The organism is Vibrio sp. 10N.222.55.C6 (genome assembly GCF_041473395.1).
Classification (GTDB): Bacteria; Pseudomonadota; Gammaproteobacteria; order Enterobacterales; family Vibrionaceae; genus Vibrio; species Vibrio crassostreae_C.
In genome coordinates this window covers 103,749-121,962 of the sequence record NZ_JBFRSD010000002.1, presented here as the reverse complement: position 1 = coordinate 121,962, position 18,214 = coordinate 103,749, and the positions used below count along the sequence as shown (strand labels likewise).

At 45.4% G+C, this 18,214-nt stretch carries 14 protein-coding genes; 12 read left to right on the top strand and 2 right to left on the bottom strand.

The window, feature by feature from the left end; translation table 11 throughout:
* Positions 1 to 26: 26 nt before the first annotated feature.
* From AB4486_RS02295 to nth, 9 genes are all read left to right on the top strand, one after another.
* Positions 27 to 3,128: a beta-galactosidase gene (locus tag AB4486_RS02295; RefSeq protein WP_372116389.1), complete on the top strand. Its 3,102-nt coding sequence runs from the start codon at positions 27 to 29 to the stop codon at positions 3,126 to 3,128.
* 299 nt (positions 3,129 to 3,427) lie between these two features.
* Positions 3,428 to 4,432: a substrate-binding domain-containing protein gene (locus AB4486_RS02290; RefSeq protein WP_136973536.1), complete on the top strand. Its 1,005-nt coding sequence runs from the start codon at positions 3,428 to 3,430 to the stop codon at positions 4,430 to 4,432.
* 269 nt (positions 4,433 to 4,701) lie between these two features.
* Positions 4,702 to 5,280: an electron transport complex subunit RsxA gene (gene rsxA / locus AB4486_RS02285; RefSeq protein ID WP_004734039.1), complete on the top strand. Its 579-nt coding sequence runs from the start codon at positions 4,702 to 4,704 to the stop codon at positions 5,278 to 5,280.
* Between the two features lie 2 nt (positions 5,281 to 5,282).
* Complete coding sequence (gene rsxB / locus AB4486_RS02280) at positions 5,283 to 5,876, top strand: electron transport complex subunit RsxB (RefSeq protein ID WP_102398539.1); 594 nt, start codon at positions 5,283 to 5,285, stop codon at positions 5,874 to 5,876.
* A 7-nt stretch (positions 5,877 to 5,883) separates the two neighbouring features.
* Positions 5,884 to 8,427 (top strand): electron transport complex subunit RsxC, encoded by a 2,544-nt coding sequence (rsxC, locus tag AB4486_RS02275; RefSeq protein ID WP_372116387.1) that lies wholly within the window; start codon positions 5,884 to 5,886, stop codon positions 8,425 to 8,427.
* Complete coding sequence (rsxD, locus tag AB4486_RS02270) at positions 8,427 to 9,473, top strand: electron transport complex subunit RsxD (RefSeq protein WP_372102485.1); 1,047 nt, start codon at positions 8,427 to 8,429, stop codon at positions 9,471 to 9,473. Before rsxC ends, rsxD begins: the two co-directional genes overlap by 1 nt.
* 13 nt (positions 9,474 to 9,486) lie before the next feature.
* A complete protein-coding gene (rsxG, locus tag AB4486_RS02265; RefSeq protein ID WP_017061171.1) occupies positions 9,487 to 10,116 on the top strand; it encodes an electron transport complex subunit RsxG in 630 nt (209 codons plus the stop codon).
* Positions 10,116 to 10,808 carry an electron transport complex subunit E gene (locus tag AB4486_RS02260; protein ID WP_012603531.1) on the top strand — a complete coding sequence of 231 codons (693 nt, stop codon included), beginning with the start codon at positions 10,116 to 10,118 and terminating at the stop codon, positions 10,806 to 10,808. The genes rsxG and AB4486_RS02260 overlap by 1 nt, the downstream gene beginning before the upstream one ends.
* A gap of 164 nt (positions 10,809 to 10,972) precedes the next feature.
* Complete coding sequence (gene nth / locus AB4486_RS02255) at positions 10,973 to 11,608, top strand: endonuclease III (protein WP_017061172.1); 636 nt, start codon at positions 10,973 to 10,975, stop codon at positions 11,606 to 11,608.
* A 180-nt stretch (positions 11,609 to 11,788) separates the two neighbouring features.
* Here nth and AB4486_RS02250 read toward each other — a convergent pair whose 3' ends face one another.
* Positions 11,789 to 14,542, bottom strand: a complete 2,754-nt coding sequence (locus tag AB4486_RS02250; protein ID WP_102321073.1) for a cation-transporting P-type ATPase — start codon at positions 14,540 to 14,542, stop codon at positions 11,789 to 11,791.
* A 765-nt stretch (positions 14,543 to 15,307) separates the two neighbouring features.
* Between AB4486_RS02250 and gloA the strand changes: the two genes are divergently transcribed.
* Positions 15,308 to 15,724 carry a lactoylglutathione lyase gene (gene gloA / locus AB4486_RS02245; protein ID WP_004734046.1) on the top strand — a complete coding sequence of 139 codons (417 nt, stop codon included), beginning with the start codon at positions 15,308 to 15,310 and terminating at the stop codon, positions 15,722 to 15,724.
* Between the two features lie 199 nt (positions 15,725 to 15,923).
* Positions 15,924 to 16,358, top strand: coding sequence for a DUF2753 domain-containing protein (locus AB4486_RS02240; protein ID WP_004734047.1), 435 nt, complete (start codon positions 15,924 to 15,926; stop codon positions 16,356 to 16,358).
* Between the two features lie 95 nt (positions 16,359 to 16,453).
* Here AB4486_RS02240 and motY read toward each other — a convergent pair whose 3' ends face one another.
* The gene (gene motY, locus AB4486_RS02235; protein ID WP_017063457.1) at positions 16,454 to 17,335 is read right to left on the bottom strand and encodes a flagellar protein MotY; all 882 of its coding nucleotides are present in this window, start codon (positions 17,333 to 17,335) and stop codon (positions 16,454 to 16,456) included.
* A gap of 188 nt (positions 17,336 to 17,523) precedes the next feature.
* Between motY and rnt the strand changes: the two genes are divergently transcribed.
* Complete coding sequence (rnt, locus tag AB4486_RS02230; RefSeq protein ID WP_017061178.1) at positions 17,524 to 18,168, top strand: ribonuclease T; 645 nt, start codon at positions 17,524 to 17,526, stop codon at positions 18,166 to 18,168.
* The last annotated feature ends 46 nt before the right edge of the window (positions 18,169 to 18,214 follow it).

Genomic DNA, 18,214 nt, shown 5'->3' with positions numbered 1-18,214 from the left:
TTGAACACTTTAAGAGTAGGAATACCATGAAGGCATTTTCAAACATCATCCAAAGACGCGATTGGGAAAACCCACAGTCTGTGAATATCCACTGCCTTAATGCGCACAGCCCATTATCAAGCTACCGCAACCTTAAGCACGCTCGAGACGGCATTGAGTCACAACGTAAATCTCTTAATGGACAATGGAAGTTCAAATACTTTGATGCACCTGAACAAGTTGACGGTGAATTTATCGAAACAAGTTTCAATGACTCGCAATGGGACGAGATTACCGTACCATCAAACTGGCAAATGCAAGGCTACGATAAACCTATCTACGCCAACGTAAAATACCCATTTGAAGTGAACCCACCGTTTGTACCGGCAGAAAACCCAACCGGTTGTTACCGCACTCAAATTACGTTGACTAAAAATGACCTAAAGAACACCCAACGTATTATCTTTGATGGCGTTAATTCCGCTTTTCACCTTTGGTGTAATGGCAATTGGGTTGGTTACAGCCAAGATAGTCGCTTACCTGCCGAGTTCGACTTAACTCAGTATCTAACGGTTGGCGATAATACACTGTCTGTTATGGTGATACGTTGGTGTGATGGTAGCTATTTAGAAGACCAAGATATGTGGTGGCTAAGCGGTATTTTCCGTGATGTGACCTTACTAGCTAAACCAAAGCAGTGCATTGAAGATGTGTTCGTTACGCCGGACTTAGACGCATGCTATCGCGATGGTTCACTGTCTATTGTCACCAAAATTACGGCACCAGACACTTACCAAGTTCAGGTTCAACTGTTTGACGGTGAAAACGCGGTGACTGAACCGCTTATCGATCGCCCTCATAATCGACGAATTGACGAGCGTGGCACCTACGATGATGTGGTATTCCAAACTCTTCATGTTCGAGATCCGAAGAAATGGAGCGCAGAAGTTCCTAACCTTTACCGAATTGTCGTGTCATTGCTTGATAGGCAAGGTAACCACATAGAAAGTGAAGCTTATCAAGTTGGATTCCGTAAAGTCGAAATGACAGACGGTCAGCTAAAGCTAAACGGCAAACCGCTATTGATTCGCGGCGTCAACCGTCATGAGCATCACCCAGAGTTGGGGCATGTGATGACAGAAGAAGACATGATCCGCGATATCTGTCTAATGAAGCAGTACAACTTCAATGCTGTGCGCACCGCTCACTACCCTAACCACCCACGATGGTACGAGCTGTGTGACGAATACGGTTTATATGTGTGTGATGAAGCGAACATCGAGACCCATGGCATGCAGCCTATGAATCGCTTGTCTGCGGATCCGCAATGGGCACACGCTTATATGAGTCGCTATACGCAAATGGTCATGCGTGATAAGAACCACCCTTCTATCATCATCTGGTCTTTGGGCAACGAGTCAGGGCACGGTAGCAGCCACAATGCGATGTATGCTTGGTCGAAACAGTACGATCCTTCTCGCCCGGTACAGTATGAAGGCGGTGGTTCAAATACCACAGCGACCGATATCATTGCGCCAATGTACGCACGTGTTAACAGCACTATCGAAGACGATGCCGTTCCAAAATGGTCTATCAAGAAATGGGTTTCTCTGCCTAACGAGCAACGCCCGCTTATTCTTTGTGAATACGCACACGCAATGGGTAACAGTTTGGGTAGCTTTAATGATTACTGGGATGCATTCCGAGAATATCCTCGCCTACAAGGCGGTTTCATCTGGGATTGGGTTGACCAAGGACTAAGCCAATGGGATGAAAACGGTGAACACTTCTGGGCCTACGGTGGAGACTTTGGCGATGTCATCAACGACCGTCAGTTCTGCATCAACGGTTTGATCTTCCCAGATCGCAGCGTACACCCGACCTTGGAAGAGGCGAAATACTGCCAGAGAATGATCAATGTGACGTTAGCAGAGCAAACTGAAGATCAATGCCGCCTAACGGTAACCAATGAAAACCTGTTCCGAGCGACTGACAATGAAATCTTACGCTGGCAATTGCTCGAAAATGGCATCGTGATTCAATCAGGGCAACAAGTCTTATCCGTTGCTGAAGATAGTAAACAAGAGCTGGTAATTGACCTCGCTTTCACACCAAAAGCACAAGCCGAATATCATCTCAACACCGATATTACTCTGACTCATTCAACCAAGTGGGCAGAAGAAGGCCATGTTTGTGCGACGGAGCAATTTGCTTTACGTAACCATGCTGGCTTGCAACTCCCGATCACGGCAAATGCTTTGGCTCCCCAGTTACATCAGCAAGACAATAAAGTGGTCGTGTCTAGCCTAGATGAAACACATCAATGGCAATGGGATACAGAGAGTGGATTGTTGACCCACTGGATCGTTGATGGGCAACCGCAAGTTATCAAGGCACCTGTCGATAACTTCTATCGCGCGCCACTTGATAACGACATTGGTATCAGTGAGATAGACAACATCGACCCAAATGCATGGGCTTGTCGCTGGGAACTTGCAGGCATTGGTCAATGGGAGCGTCAGTGTACAAGTTGTGTCGTGCAAGCGCTCGCAGACTCAGTACAAGTGGCGTCAGTATTCGCCTACCAATTTAATGGCCAAATCCAAGCGATTACCAAATGGCAATACACCTTAAATAACCTAGGCGAAATGAATATCGCGGTTGATGTCAACTTAGCCGATCACTTACCACCGATGCCACGCATTGGTCTTGAGATGGAGCTACCTTTACCACTCGAAACTGCCAATGAAACTCCAGTATCGTGGCTGGGATTAGGTCCTTTTGAAAACTATCCAGACCGTTTGGCTGCTGCTCGATTCGGTTTACACAAACAGACACTGGATCAGATGCATACGCCGTATATATTCCCAACCGATAGCGGGTTACGTTGCGGAACCAAAAACTTGAAAGTAGGAAATATCGGGATCGAAGGCGATTTTTCATTCAGTGTGAGTCAGTACAGCCAGCAACAATTAACGGATGCTAAGCATACCAATGACCTGACTCGTGAAGAGAAAATCTATGTACGCGTAGATCACCAACATATGGGTGTTGGTGGTGATGATTCTTGGAGTCCAAGTGTTCACCAAGAGTTTCAACTCACCGACAATCAATATCGTTATCAGGTTACGCTAACAAGCGCATCGTAAGTAGATTCTGACCAAGCGGCTTGCTCTAAGCCACTTGGTTCCCCTATTACTTTGGGTTACCTGTGATTACCTTACTTCACGCGACAACAGCTCACACGACAGCAGTCCACACGCCAATGTGACTCAAAAGCCAAGCTCAAATCTAGAGCTTGGCTTATTATTTTCAAACTAGTCAGCCAATCAAAAATAAACCATCAAACCTCGTCATATTTGATGTTTAATATTTGAATTGCCTAACTATCCGTTGTTAAATGTCCAACCACCAGCACACAGCATTATATTCAGAATAAGAGAGCGGAATGGCTACCATTAAAGATGTTGCGAAGGAAGCAGGCGTATCAATCGCGACCACCTCTCGAGTAATCAACAATGCACCTCACACCAGTGAAACCGCAATTGCGGCGGTAAAAGCCGCTATGGAAAAACTCGGCTATCGCCCAAATGCCAACGCCCGTGCATTGGTCAGCAAATCTTCAAACGCGATTGGTGTACTGGTTAATGATGTTTCTGCCCCGTTCTTCGGCTCGATGATCAAAGCCATTGATACCGTGGCAAGTGAGCAAGAAAAGCAGCTACTGATTGGCAGCGGCTACCATGACGCGACCAAAGAGCGTAATGCGATTAACTTGCTGATCAACAGCCGCTGCGAATCACTCGTGGTTCATAGCAAAGGCATTAGCGACGAAGAATTGGTTAAGCTAGCCAATGAAGTGCCCGGCTTAGTTCTCATCAACCGAATTGTTCCCGATATCGAACACCGCTGTATTGCTCTCGACAACCGCCGCGGCTCTTACATCGCGACTGAGTATTTGATTAAAAACGGCCACAAGCACATTGGCTACATCTGCTCGAGTCACGATATTGAAGATGCTCACGACCGCTTAGGTGGCTATTTGGATGCATTGAAAGATCACGGTATTGAATCGAACGATGAGTACATCGAATATGGTGAACCTGACGAGCTAGGCGGTGAGCAAGCCATGGTTAACTTAATGGCAAAAAACACAGATATCACAGCCATTGCAACGTATAACGACTACATGGCAGCAGGCTGTTTGGCGTTATTACAAGAAAATGGCGTTCGTATTCCAGAAGATATATCAGTTATTGGGTTTGATGACGGCCACATTGCTCGCTTCATCTACCCTCGATTGACCACCATTCGTTACCCAATTCAAGTCATGGCTAATCAAGCGGTTAAGCTCTCTCTGCAACTCGCAAGTGACGAGCCAAAAGAACACACGGAACATAAGCTATTTATGCCAATTTTGGTGCGCAGAGCCTCTGTTCGAAACATTAATTGAGAAAGCTCAGGTTCATAAAGACTAAGTCATTTCGTTCCTCGACACTTTTTACAACAAAGAAAATAGGATTGATTCGATGAGTTATCATTGAGTTAATCTTATTTTTCATTCCCCGCAAATACCCACCTATACTTAACCTGATCCATCTTAATCAAACGGTTACCCGTTGATTTTTTCACCAAGTGTCTAAATCCCTAGTGATCCTTGGTTGTTATTAGGTGAGCAAAGCAGGATAATATCGGGATCGGAATCTCAAGAATTAATCCATTATGACCGAATACCTTTTGTTGTTGGTTGGCACAGTGCTGGTCAATAACTTTGTGCTAGTGAAGTTTTTAGGACTATGTCCATTTATGGGAGTCTCCAAGAAACTGGAGACTGCGATTGGCATGGGCCTCGCGACGACTTTCGTTCTAACGTTAGCGTCGGTCTCTGCATACCTAGTAGAAACCTACATCCTTACCCCTCTGGGTATTGAATACCTGCGTACCATGAGTTTCATCTTGGTTATCGCGGTGGTTGTTCAATTTACGGAAATGGTCGTTCACAAAACCAGCCCGACTCTTTATCGCCTGCTGGGTATCTTTCTGCCTCTTATCACCACCAACTGTGCGGTATTAGGTGTGGCACTTCTGAACATCAATGAAAACCACAACTTCATTCAGTCGATCATCTATGGTTTCGGCGCAGCGGTGGGTTTCTCTCTTGTATTGATCTTATTTGCTGCAATGCGTGAACGTATTGCGGTTGCTGATGTTCCAATGCCATTCAAAGGCGCATCGATTGCGATGATCACAGCAGGCCTAATGTCTCTGGCATTCATGGGCTTTACTGGGTTGGTGAAATAAACATGAGTACCATTTTAATTGCGATCATTGCGCTAGCCGTTTTAGCCGCTGTTTTTGGCGCTATTTTGGGCTTTGCTTCTATCCGTTTTAAAGTTGAAGCTGATCCTATCGTCGATCAAATCGACACCATTTTACCGCAAACTCAATGTGGCCAGTGTGGCTACCCTGGCTGTCGCCCATACGCAGAGGCGATCGCTAACGGAGACAAGATCAACAAATGTCCTCCGGGCGGCCAAGCAACCATTGAGAAGCTAGCAGATTTAATGGGCGTAGAAGTTGAAGACTCCGCTCATGACTTAGATAACAAAGTAAAAACCGTTGCCTTCATTCACGAAGATATGTGTATCGGCTGTACCAAGTGTATTCAAGCCTGCCCTGTTGACGCCATTGTTGGTGGCACCAAGGCACTGCACACAGTAATTAAAGATGAATGTACAGGTTGTGATCTATGTGTCGCACCGTGCCCTACTGACTGTATTGAAATGATTCCAGTGGCAACAACGACTGAAAATTGGAAATGGCAGATGAACATCATCCCTTTTACTGATATCACTAACCAAGCGACTGATGCGACTGCGTCAGAGCCTAAAGCATAGGGTTAGTATGATCTCTTTAATTGAACAAATTCGCACGGGCTCTATTTGGAACTTCCCTGGTGGCGTGCACCCTGCTGAAAACAAGAAACAGTCGAATACTACTGATATCGTCCATGCAAGGCTTCCAGAAGAAATCGTTCTTCCTGTGAAACAGCACATCGGTAAGCCGGGGAACCTATTGGTTGCTGCTGGCGACACTGTGTTAAAAGGTCAGCAACTTACGGCCTTAGACACAGGTTTTACTTTGCCAGTACACGCACCAACATCGGGTGTGATTACCGCTATCGAACCGCGAACTACCGCTCACCCTTCAGGCTTGAGCGAAATATGCGTGGTTATTAAACCTGATGGCCTAGACACTTGGATTGAAAAAAATCCAGTTGAAGATTTTTCGACAAAGACTTCTGACGAACTGCTTGATGTGATTCGCCAAGCTGGTATTTCAGGCATGGGCGGCGCAGGTTTCCCTACGGCTAAGAAGCTTCAATCAGGCTTAGGTCGTACCGACATTTTGATCGTCAACGCTGCGGAATGTGAACCTTACATCACCTCTGATGACAAGTTGCTTCAAGAACATGCCGACGAAGTATTAAACGGCATCGAAGTGGTTGAACACATTCTTCAACCAAAGCTGACGGTTATCGGCATTGAAGACAACAAACCAGATGCGATAAAAGCACTTGAGATTGCAGCGAAAGACAAAGATATCGTCATTCGCGTTATCCCAACCAAATACCCTTCTGGTGGTGAGAAGCAACTTATCAAGATCCTCACCAACAAAGAGGTTCCAGCTGGCGGCATTCCTGCAGACATTGGTGTTTTGGTTCAGAACGTCGGCTCTCTTTACTCGATTAAGCGAGCGGTAATTGACGGCGAACCTGTGGTTAACCGCGTTGTGACATTAACCGGTAAAACCTTTAAGCAACCTCGTAACGTTTGGGCGCTATTAGGCACACCAGTACATGAGTTACTTGAAGAGTTTGGCTACAAAGCAGATAAAAAACTGCCGCGTTTAATTTTGGGCGGCCCGATGATGGGCTTTACCTTGCCGCATGCCAATGTGCCAATCACCAAAACGTCGAACTGTATTTTGGCGCCAACGCGTCGTGAGATCTCACCAAGCACTTACGAGATGGAATGTATCCGTTGCAGCGCATGTGCTGAAGCTTGCCCTGCGTCTCTACTTCCTCAACAACTGCAATGGCACGCCAAAGCCAACGAGTTGGATAAGTGTGAAGAGCTAAATATTAAAGACTGTATTGAATGTGGTGCATGTGCATTTGTCTGCCCAAGCGAAATCCCTCTTGTTCAGTACTATCGCCAAGCAAAAGCTGAAATCAAAACTCGAAAAGATGAAGCCGCTGCTGCAGAACGCGCCAAGATTCGTTTTGAAGAGAAGAACGCTCGTATGGAGCGTGATAAAGCCGAACGTGAAAACCGCTTTAAAAAAGCCGCAGATAACCGCCGTAAAGATATGAAAACATCCGGCGGTGATGATGCTATTGCTGCTGCGATTGCTCGTGTTAAAGCACAAAAAGCCGCTGCGGATCAGGCTCCGAATGAAGAACCAGCAGTGAAACCTGCGGTTGCTGCCGCTATTGCGAAGGCAAAAGCGAAACAAGCTGCAGCTCAAAAAGCGGAAGGCGCTGAACCAGACAACTCTGAAATGTCTAAACTGCGTGAAGAGCGCAAGCGTCAAGCGAGAGAGCGCAAGGCACAACAAGCAGCAGCCGATACTCCTGCAGAAAGCTCAGGCGATACGAAGAAAGACGCCGTTGCTGCTGCGATTGCTCGCGCTAAAGCGAAGAAAGCACAGCAAGCGGAATCTGCTTCGGATGCTCCTGTTGAAAGCTCTGGCGATGCTAAGAAAGATGCTGTCGCTGCGGCCATTGCTCGTGCTAAAGCCAAGAAAGCTCAACAAGCTGAATCTGCTGCTGAAGCTCCTGCTGAAAAATCCGGCGATGCCAAGAAAGATGCTGTTACTGCCGCTATCGCTCGTGCTAAAGCCAAGAAAGCACAACAAGCAGGTTCAGCTTCCGAGGCTCCAGTTGAAAGTACTGGCGACGCTAAAAAAGACGCCGTTGCTGCAGCTATCGCTCGTGCTAAAGCGAAAAAAGCCCAACAAGCAGAATCAGCTGCTCAAACCGAAAGTGAAGCTCCAGCTGAAAGCTCTGGCGACGCTAAGAAAGATGCCGTCGCTGCTGCGATTGCTCGTGCTAAAGCGAAGAAAGCTCAACAAGCTAAGCAAGACGAAACGGCAGAAACTCCTGAGCCAGTGGTTGAAGTGGAAGCTGAAACTCAACAAGAGTCAGTCGATCCTAAGAAAGCTGCAGTTGCCGCCGCGATTGCTCGTGCTAAAGCCAAGAAAGCACAGCAGGCTAAGCAAGACGAAACAGCAGAAACTCCTGAGCCAGTGATTGAAGTTGAAGCTGAAACTCAACAAGAACCAGTCGATCCTAAAAAAGCAGCTGTTGCTGCCGCTATTGCTCGTGCTAAAGCAAGAAAAGCACAGCAAGAGCTAGATAAAAAGAATAATGAGGAGAAAGAGTAGTGGCCTTCTTTATCGCCAGCTCACCGCACGCGCATAGCCGTAGAAGCACCCCAGATCTAATGAAATGGGTGGCTATTTGTGCATTGCCAGGTCTACTAGCTCAAACCTACTTCTTTGGATGGGGTACCCTCATCCAGTTAGTATTTGCTATTGCACTTGCTGTTACCTTTGAAGCAGCCGTCATGCTATTGAGAAAACGCCCGCCAGTAATGGCACTGCGTGATTACAGTGCTGTTGTAACCGCTTGGCTACTGAGTGTCGCGATTCCCCCACACTCTCCGTGGTGGATCCTCGTCATTGGTATGTTCTTCGCTATTATTATCGCGAAACACTTATACGGCGGCCTAGGGCAGAACCCATTTAACCCTGCGATGGTCGCTTACGTTGTTTTGCTGATTTCATTCCCAGTTCAAATGACCAGTTGGAATGCTCCCGCGAGCCTGACAGCAGAAGCAACAAGCTTTATTGACTCATTCTTGATGATCTTTACTGGTTTCAATAATGAAGGCTTGTCTTTACAACAAGCTCGCCTTGGTATTGATGGCACCACTATGGCGACGCCACTCGATGCCTTCAAAACCGCACTAACGGCAGGTAACACGGCTTCTGAAGCTCTGTCTCAACCTCAATTTAGCTGGTTAGCTGGCGTGGGTTGGGAATGGGTAAACCTTGCTTACCTTATTGGTGGCTTAGTGCTTATCAAGCAACGCGTGATTCAATGGCATATCCCAGTAGCGTTTCTGGGAAGCTTGACCCTATTTAGCCTAGTGTTCTTGATGTTCACTCCTGGCGAGACCGCATCACCGACCATTCATCTATTGTCTGGTGCGACTATGCTCGGCGCATTTTTCATTGCGACCGACCCAGTTTCAGCATCCACGACAGTCAAAGGTCGCTTGGTGTTTGGTGCTCTGATCGGCGGTTTAGTCTTTATCATCCGCAGTTGGGGTGGTTTCCCTGATGGCGTGGCGTTTGCTGTATTGTTAGCCAACATGTGTGTTCCACTGATTGACTACTACACCAAACCTCGCACATACGGTCACTAAGGGAGCGGATACCATGCTAAATGCAATTAAGAAAAACGGCCTTGTACTCGCGATTTTTGCGTGTGCTTCGACGGGTTTGGTCGCGGTAACTCACTACCTGACCAAAGATCAGATCAAACAACAAGAACAGGCTCAGTTACTGTCTGTTCTTAACCAAGTGATCCCACACGATCAGCACGACAACGAGCTGTTTTCGTCTTGTACTTTGGTTCAAGCAGAAGAGCTTGGTACTGAGCAAGCGATGCCGGCTTACATTGCTAAGCTTAATGGTGAGCCAAGCGCGATTGCGATCGAAGCGATTGCACCAGACGGCTACAATGGCGCGATTAAAGTCATTGTTGGAATGAAAACTGACGGTACTATTTTAGGTACTCGCGTGCTTTCTCACCAAGAGACTCCGGGCTTGGGTGATAAGATTGATCTGCGTGTGAGTGATTGGATTCTTTCGTTTGCAGGTAAGCAAGTGACGGATTCTAATCTAGACCGTTGGAAGGTTCGTAAAGACGGTGGTGATTTTGACCAGTTTACTGGCGCTACTATCACGCCAAGAGCAGTCGTGAAGTCAGTCAAACAAGCGGTCCAGTACGTTAACCAAAACAACCAAGCATTGCTTGCTCAACCTCTAAATTGTGGTGGTGAATAATGAGTGACCATAAAACATTGATCAAAAATGGCATGTGGGCCAATAACCCTGCCCTAGTGCAACTTCTTGGGTTATGTCCGCTGCTGGCTGTATCGTCAACAGTCACTAACGCACTTGGGCTAGGCATTGCTACCTTGCTTGTACTGGTCGGCTCAAACGTTTCTGTTTCTTTGGTTCGTAATCATGTGCCAAAAGAAGTACGTATCCCAGTATTCGTAATGATCATTGCCTCGCTAGTAACCTGTGTTCAATTGCTGATGAACGCTTACGCCTATGGGCTTTACCTCTCTTTGGGTATCTTCATCCCGCTGATCGTAACCAACTGCATCATCATTGGTCGTGCGGAAGCCTTCGCTTCAAAAAATGAAGTGCTACCAGCGGCTCAAGATGGTTTCTGGATGGGTCTAGGCATGACATCAGTATTGGTCGTGTTAGGTGCGATGCGTGAGATTATTGGTAACGGGACCCTATTTGATGGCGCAGACCTGCTGCTTGGTGACTGGGCTTCGGTGTTACGAATCCAGATATTCCAATTTGATAACAGCTTCTTGTTAGCCCTGCTTCCACCGGGTGCCTTCATTGGTGTTGGTTTCTTAATTGCTTTGAAAAATATCATCGATAACCAAGCAAAATCTAGACAACCAAAACAAGAAAAACCAGTCATTGAACGCGCTCGCGTTACCAATGCCTAATAAGTTAAATTAGCTTAAACCTCGCTGAGTTAGCTCAACCACTCAGCGGGGGAAATCAGATCTAAACAGTACATATAATAATGACGCTCATAAGAGCGCGTAACCGATGATAAAGCAGAAGCAATCCAAGCTTCATGCCCTAACTATTTGAAAGTAATGTCGCTATGAACAATGTAAAACGAGTAGAAATACTTGAGCGTTTAAGAGAAAACAATCCAAAGCCAGAGACTGAGCTTAACTGGAACAGCCCATTCGAGCTGCTGATTGCCGTTCTATTGTCTGCACAAGCAACCGATGTCAGCGTGAACAAGGCGACGGATAAGCTGTACCCTTTAGCCAACACTCCGCAAGCAATTTTCGACCTAGGTGTTGATGGCTTAAAAGAGTATATCAAGACCATCGGCCTATTTAACTCAAAAGCAGAAAACACCATCAAAACGTGTCGTATGCTGCTTGACCTACATAATGGTGAAGTACCGGAAGATCGCGCTGCATTAGAAGCCCTTCCAGGTGTCGGTCGTAAAACAGCAAACGTAGTGTTAAATACCGCATTCGGTTGGCCAACCATTGCCGTTGATACTCACATCTATCGTGTATCAAACCGCACTAAGCTAGCGATGGGTAAAACCGTCGACGATGTCGAAGCAAAACTACTTAAAGTTATCCCAAAAGAATTCAAACTGGATGTCCACCATTGGCTCATTCTTCATGGACGTTACACCTGTGTCGCACGTAAACCACGCTGTGGCAGCTGTATCATTGAAGACCTCTGTGAATTCAAAGAAAAGAGCGAAGATTAGTCTTTCCGTTCACAACGATTAATCAATACGGCAGCGCTTAAAGCGCTGCTTTTTTATTGCCACTCTCTAGAATCCGCCTCTACATAAGTTTTCACTTCTAATTCTGCGTTCCCAAGACAACAGGCATAAAAAATCCCGCCTTTTATGGCGGGATTCAATTATTTAGCTAAGAAGTCTGTCTTAGATAAACTCCACTTTAGTCACTTCTTTGATAGCAGATAGAACAAATGTTGGTACTGCTGCAATGAAGATTAACGATATTAAGTGATTAAACTCTAGCGCTTCTGTGCTGAATACCAACTGACCGAAGCTTGTGTACACAACGCTTAAAGACAAGATAGCCGATACTGCCACCGCACCAAGTAGGTAGTGGTTAGTGAACGGATTCTTACGATAAATCGTTGTAAACGTACGTGCATCGAACAAGCTCCAAAGTTGAGCAAAGATCAGTGTTAAAAACGCAACGGTTTGTGCGTATTGAGCACTGTAACCACCGTCGAGTGCGTAAGAGAATGTCACAAAGCTTAGACCACCTAATGCGAGACCACGAGTTAGGATACGAGCGCCTAGACCATTAGAGAAGAAGCCTTGGTCACGTTTGCCTGGCTTACGCTCCATGAGATCTTTCTCTTCTGGCTCAACACCGAGTGCGAGTGCTGGTAGACCATCAGAAACGAGGTTAACCCATAAAATCATTAGTGGAGTTAGCGGAAGTACTACATCTGGTCCCATGAGTAGGAATGCAAATAGGATTACCGAAACCTCACCCACGTTCGCTGTAAGTGCTTGGCGGATAAACTTACGTAGGTTATCGAAAATTTGACGACCCTGACGTACCGCCTTCACGATAGTACTGAAGTTGTCATCCAACAGGATAAGGTCACCTGAGTCTTTCGCAACAGACGTACCTGTAATACCCATCGCAACACCAATGTCTGCACGACGCAGTGCTGGCGCATCGTTCACGCCGTCACCGGTCATAGAGGCAACTTCATTGTTCTCTTGCTGCGCTTTTACGATACGCAGCTTGTGCTCTGGAGTAACACGGGCAAATACTGCAACCTGAGAACAGATAGACAACAGCTTCTCGTCATCCATTTGGTCAAGCTCAGCACCCGTTACCACTAGATCGTCTTCGCTACGGATGATTCCGATTTCACGAGCAATCGCTGCTGCCGTGACTGCGTGGTCACCGGTAATCATTACCGTACGAACACCAGCGCTATAACAGCTATTTACTGCATCGCGTACTTCTGGGCGTGGTGGATCCATGATGCCATAGATACCCAGGATGCTGACGTCTTTTTCAAGCTCAGGGAAATCTAACTCAAGCTCTTCTTCTTTTAATTCACGGAAACCAACGGCAAGTGTACGCAGAGCATCACCACCAAAGGTTTGGATTGCCGCTTCAAAGTTTAAATGAAGCTCTTGAGACGGTGCGGTATCGAGAGCCAAGTTGCCTGAAACTTCACAGCCAACCGTTGGTACGAAACCACCGTCAACCATGAAGCTGGTTGATTTACCAAGAACAACATCTGGCGCACCTTTCAATGCTAGGAAGTGCTTACCTTGTGGGTCACGAACGATAACAGAAGCCATCTTACGACCAGAATCGAACGGGAACTTCTTAACGATTGAGTAGCCACCCGTTGATAGCATTTCATCTTGTTTAAGACCTGCTTTTGCAGCTGCAACAATTAGTGCACCTTCTGTCGGGTTGCCACGAACCGTCCATTTACCATCAGCATTTACATATTCAGCATCGTTACAAAGCGTTGCAACAACAAGACCTTTCATCATTGCAGGGCTGTTTGTCGCTTCGACATTGTGACCTTTGGTAATGAATTCACCCTTAGGATCAAAACCTTTACCTGACACATCCCAGTAACGACCAGACACATCGTACGCTTTCATCACCTGCATTTGGTTTTGTGTTAGCGTACCGGTTTTATCTGAACAGATAACGGTTGTAGAACCAAGCGTTTCGATTGCTGCTAGCTGTTTAGCCAAAGCATTATTCTTAACCATCTTAGTCGAGCCCATCGTTAATACGATAGTAACCACCGTTGGTAAACCTTCAGGAATAGCGGCAACCGATAAAGAGATACCTGTTGTTAGGATTTCTAACCATGGCATACCGTGGTAAACACCGATAGCACAAACAATAGCAACAACCACAAGAGCAACAACCAATAATGCGAGTGCGATGGTGTCCATACGCTCTTGCATTGGTGTTTTCGTCTCTTCCGTTTGGTTCATCATATCAGCGATGTGACCAACTTCAGTTTGCATACCTGTGCTTGTTACCACAGCAAGGCCTGTACCTGTAGTCACGATTGTTGTCATGAAGCCCATGTTTTTCTGATCGCCAAGACCAAGGGTCTCATCTTCAAGGCGTTCAGACTGCTTATTCACTGGCTCAGATTCACCGGTCAGTGCAGCCTCATCTACCGTCAGACGGTTTGACTCAAGAATACGAACATCAGCAGGCAGAATATCGCCAGTATTAATTTTGATGATGTCACCAGGAACGAGGGTTTTAGCTGGAACACTGATCCATTTACCATCGCGCATCACTTCGGCTTCTGGAGCTGCCATTTCTTTTAGCGCTTCCATCCCTTTCTGAGCTTTAAATTCTTGCCAGAACGCGATACCAGTATTGATAAGGATAATCACTGCAATAGCAATAGCATCAATCGCGTGGCCAGTAGACCAAGAAACGATTGCACCAACAGCTAGAATAAAAATCAGTGGGTTTTTATATTGATGAATATACAGTTCCCACGCAGAAGCTGACTCTTGTGCAGTCAGTTCGTTAGTGCCGTGCTTCTCTAAGCGTGCATCCGCTTCAGAAGTTGATAAACCTGTCGTTTGATCTGCGTTCAGTTCGTTTAAAACATCTGAACTTTGTTGTGTAAACCATTTACTCGTCATTTGAGTACTCCACATCAATGCCTCACGCCGAGGCTAATGTAATAAAATAATACTTATTCTTATGTGATAGAAAAATCGCACAAATCAAAAGTGAATATTTAGTCGATTTGGTGCGCTTGAAAAACTATATAGTAAGGATTGTCTATTTAGCAAAGATCGCAAAAGATACACTTGATACACACTTGACAACTACTTTGAAAACACAACCACATCAAACATCAAACATAAAACAAACAATACAAGCCCAAACTATTGTTTAAAAAAGATAAGCACAAAAAATAGACACCCTTTGCACTTTCGTAAAAACCATTGGTTATCGGCGTATTTTATCGAAAATTCCTTAATAACGAAGTAAAACATCGGAATAACCTTTCTATAAACAGGGAGATGTTGGCGTAATCATAAATTGATAAAATGGAAAGTTAGATGCCAATTGTAAAAACGAAAGGAAATCAGCAACAAGATGGAGATATAAGTCACAATTCAACAACCAAGGCCATTCTTGGCCATTACAAAAAAGACCAACACTCAAACTTACTATTTATGCAAAACTGCGAATTAAGCGCTAGTGACTGACAAATTAATAAGGCCGTCGCTCTTTAATTTCTTGTAATACAAATAAGAAAAAAGGCAGAGGGGGAGAGTAAGATAGATGATGAGAATAAGAAAATATGACCAAACTCATCATCTCTTTGGTGTTGCTTATGAGCTTGCTCATATATAGTGCTATAAAAGAAACAACCAATAACAAGCTAGGAGCAAATCATGTCAAACGGTCGTATTTTACACACCATGCTACGCGTGGGTGATCTAGACAAGTCTATCGAGTTCTACACCAATGTAATGGGCATGCAGCTATTACGTAAGAACGAAAATAAAGAGTACGAATACACACTGGCTTTTGTTGGCTTTGGTGACGAATCTCAAGGTGCTGTTATTGAGTTAACTTACAATTGGGGCACAACTGAATACGACCTAGGCTCAGCTTTCGGTCACGTAGCGATCGGTGTTGATGATATCTACACTACGTGTGACGCGATTAAAGCCGCTGGCGGTAACGTGACTCGTGAAGCCGGCCCTGTAAAAGGCGGTTCTACTCACATTGCATTCGTAAAAGACCCTGACGGCTACATGATTGAGCTGATTCAGAACAAACAAGCAAGCGCAGGTCTAGAAGGTTAATTCCTTAACCTCTTTGAGAAGTTGGGTTTGAACGCCTGAAGAAATAAAAAAGAAGCGAGCACTATGCTCGCTTCTTTTTTATCACTCTCACCATAATCGATATTCTTTACCAATTATTCTTAACAATCTCATTGATGAAACTTTACATGATAATGATTATCATTTAAATTAACCACCTATTGATTAGTGAGGTAATACAATGATTAGCGAATGGGAAAAACACACGTTACTTGCCGATACTGCATTGCAGCTCGACGATCCTGTACGAAGTATTCTTCATTATCAGCAGGCTTTGAACTTAAGTGAAGAAATTACAGAACGCACCGATATTCAAGCCGATGAACGCTTACTGATCTCGGTGATTTCTTGCCACAATCTTGCTCAATTCTGGCGTTGGGCTGGCGACACTGAATACGAGCTCAAGTATCTTCAACTGGCTTCCGAAAAGGTACTCACACTGATCCCTCAGTGCCCTAATACTCAATGTTCAAGCTTTATCGATTCTATTGGTTGCTGTAAGAAAGCGCTGATCGATTTCATGAAACGCCACCCAAACCCTAAAATTGCCTCTATGGTGGAAAAGATCGATACCGCGACCAACTGTGAAATGATCGCCCGCTTCCGCTTGAATTAAACAAGTTCCGTTAAAACAACGACTCCAAATTTAAAACATAAAAAAGCCCGTCATCAAGACGGGCTTTGTCATTTCAAAACAAGCTGTTGTTTAGCTTAAACCTGTGTGCGACCTAAAGAGATCACAACACGTCGGTTCTTATCTTTACCAATTGGCGAGTTATTGTCCGCAATCGGACGACGCTTGCCATAGCCTTGCACTTGGATACGATCTTCTGGCAGGCCTAGAGATTTGAAGTACTCTCTTAACGATTCTGCTCTGCGCTCTGAAAGGTTTTGGCTAATCCCTTTGCTGTCGACAGAGTCGGTGTACGTTGCCACCAGCACAAGGTCGATGTCTTGGTTATAGCGAACGTAATCGGCAATCTGGCTCAGCCTTTTGCGCGACGACTTGTTCAGCTGGTCGCTGTTGCGGTCGTAATGCAAAATAGTGAAAGAGATATCTTCAAAGCTGTAAGGCAGCAGGTTAGCAACACAGTCACTGAACACATTGTATTTTTCTTGGAACAACACCGACGACAACGACACTTCGATACGTTGATCTCGGCTCTGCCACTCTTGGTAGCTGAATGTCGGATAACGCCCTTTCTCCAACTCACTCAAGATGCCCCAAGCTGTTTGACCGCCGACATAGCCGTCAAATTGCTGGAAGAACTTAATGGTTGTCATACGATCAGCACTTTCACCCGGACGCCAAGGTGGCGGCATAGAGATCAAGCTTACATTGCGCGTCGCACCCATTGGACGGCGCATTTTAAGCTCAAAGTCCAAAATGATTTTTTTACTCGCGCGAGATGAGAACTCAGCATCACCAAAGTTTGGAATTGGGTGGACCAAGCGACATTCAAGTGGCGTGTTGGCTACCATCTCCCATGTCGACTGTTGAGGAGATGCTCCGTAACGCTTTTCTTGTGCCATGACCGATGACGACACAAGTAGCGAAAATAGCATTGAACCTGTTATGAGTTGTTTCTTCATAAAGTGGAGTATCTCTTAAGCAATTCGTTTAACAATGCAGCCAATTGCCGCATTTTTCTCTCACGTTTAAATATGCAATTATCAAGCCGCAATGGGTTAGGTAATTTAAGATTTATTGCCCTTCCCTAGTTTTTATCACTGCTATTATCTGCAATAATGCAGCCTTAATCACACTTATTTGGGCTAACATGACTGTAGAAAACGAAGCTCTGACCCTAAAAAAACGCTTTCGCGGCTATTTTCCAGTGGTCATCGACGTGGAAACCGCAGGGTTTAACGCTGAAACCGATGCATTATTAGAAATCTGTGCCATTACATTAAAAATGGATGAGAACGGAGATCTGCACCCTGCATCAACGCTTCATTTTCACATTGAGCCTTTTGAAGGCGCAAATATAGAGCAGGCAGCATTAGACTTTAACGGAATTAAAGACCCATTTAGCCCATTACGTGGTGCTGTGTCGGAACAAGAAGCCCTTAAAGAAATCTACAAGCTAGTGAGAAAAGAACAAAAAGCTTCAGATTGCAGTCGTGCAATCATGGTTGCTCACAACGCTACATTCGATTTGAACTTCGTTAATGCGGCAAGTGAGCGCTGTAAGCTTAAACGCGTCCCTTTCCATCCATTTGCTACTTTTGACACTGCAGCTCTTAGTGGTCTTGCCTACGGTCAAACCGTTTTGGCTAAAGCTTGCCGCACTGCAGGGATGGAATTTGACAACAAAGAAGCACACTCTGCTTTGTATGATACGCAAAAAACCACAGAGTTATTTTGCGGCATTGTAAACAAATGGAAAGCCCTTGGTGGTTGGCCTCTTGTTGACGAAGAATAAAAAAATAGAGTCGGTAAACGTTTTTCGTATTGCCTTCATAAAAAAC